General features: G+C 52.0%; 1 protein-coding gene. It reads left to right on the top strand.

Annotated elements, in window-relative coordinates; genetic code table 11:
- Window positions 1–92: 92 nt before the first annotated feature.
- Window positions 93–1,616, top strand: coding sequence for an IS1182 family transposase (locus tag MJ768_RS02495; RefSeq protein ID WP_239287759.1), 1,524 nt, complete (start codon window positions 93–95; stop codon window positions 1,614–1,616).
- Window positions 1,617–1,804 lie beyond the last annotated feature (188 nt).

The following is a 1,804-nucleotide window of genomic DNA, read 5'->3' as shown; positions in this document are numbered from 1 at the left end:
GTTGAGGCTGTAGAAAAACCTGAATTCGCTAAAAAATTCACCTCTTGATCTGCCATAATTCCATTACAAAACAAAACTAAAGTGGATGCGATATGGCGCGATTCAAACCGATACACAAAGGCTTAAAACTTCTGCCAGTCGACTTTGAACGGCAAGTCATTCCCGGTAGTTTTGAATACGCGTTATGCCATCTGGTCGATCATGAACTCGATCTTTCTGCCTTCCATGTCCGCTATAAGAATGATGTCGATGGCGCATCTGCCTTCGATCCGGCAGTGCTGATCAAGATAATTCTGTTGGCCTACAGCCGGGGCATCATCAGCAGCCGCAAGATAGAAGCGGCGTGCCGCGAGAATGTGCTGTTTATCGCCGTCTCGGGAGACAGCCAGCCGCACTTCACCACGCTTGCGGCCTTTATCTCGGACATGGGCGATAGAGTCGCCAAGCTGTTTGCCCAGGTCCTGCTCATTTGCGACCGCCAAGGCTTGATCGGGCGCGAGATGTTTGCCATTGATGGCGTCAAACTCCCGGCCAATGCCAGTAAAGCGAAATCAGGTACCCGGGCCGATTACCAACGCCAAGTCGAAAGGATGGAGATTGCAGCCAAACAAATGCTGGAGAAGCACCAAAGCGCCGACAGTGCACCAACCGACGACGCATTGGCAAAGCGCGAAGCCAAGAAGCTGGAACGCCTGCAAAAGGAAGCACAGCTGCTGCGCGACTGGCTCAAGAAGAACCCGGAAGATCGCAAGGGAAGCAAGGGCAGCATTCGCTTATCCAATCTCACCGACAACGAATCGGCCAAAATGGCCACCGGCAAAGGCGTGATCCAAGGCTATACTGGCGTGGCGACCGTCGATGAGAAGACACAAATCATCGTCGATGCGCAGGCGCATGGCACGGGCTCGGAGCAAGAGCTGCTGCTACCGGTGATCAAAGCCACTGCGGCATTACGCAATGTCGACACGATGATCACCGCCGATGCTGGCTATCATTCGCAAGCCAATCTCAAGGCATTGGCCGAGCAGCAAATCAATGCCTATGTGCCCGACAACGGTTATCGCAAGCGTGATGAACGCTATGCCGATCAATACGTGCATGCTGCCAAGCCTGACCCGCTATGGAACAAGACCAAAGAAGCAAAAAAACCCAAGTGTTTCAGGTCTACCGATTTTCACCTGGCAGAAGATTACTCCCACTGCGTTTGCCCAGCGGGCAAACGGCTGTATGGCAATGGATCCGATTGCACCATCAATGGGTATGCGGCGATGAAATTTGCGGGTGCCAAACAAGATTGCGTACCGTGCAAGCGACGAAAGGAATGCCTGCGCACACCCGAGAAGACGCATACGCGGCAAGTTTCTTTCTTACAAGGCAAACGAGACATCCAGGAAAATCACACCGACCGGATGAAGGTGAAAATTGATTCGGAAACGGGCCGAGAGATGATCACGCGCCGATTTGCAACAGTGGAACCGGTGTTTGGCAACCTGCGCGGGAACAAGCGATTGCACCGCTTTACGCTACGCGGAAAAGCCAAGGTGGATGGGCAGTGGAAACTGTACTGCCTGGTGCATAATGTTGAAAAACTAGCAAACCACGGTTATGCGAGATAAGGATGCCAGGAGGATGCATCCTTACCTATGTGTCGTATGCATATGCCTGTCAGACTAGCCTGGTCTGCAATGAGGATGTCCGAGGGAAAAACAGGGAGCAGGAAATGAAGATGACAGTTTGGTTTGAAAAATTTCTACCCAAAGCTGAATCAGGTGTTCAGAATGGGGTTTTTCTACAGCGTCGTTAG

It is taken from the genome of Candidatus Nitrotoga sp. 1052 (assembly GCF_927312905.1).
Lineage (GTDB): Bacteria > Pseudomonadota > Gammaproteobacteria > Burkholderiales > Gallionellaceae > Nitrotoga.
Note: the sequence above shows the minus strand (reverse complement) of the source record. Positions and strands in the feature narration are given on the sequence as shown.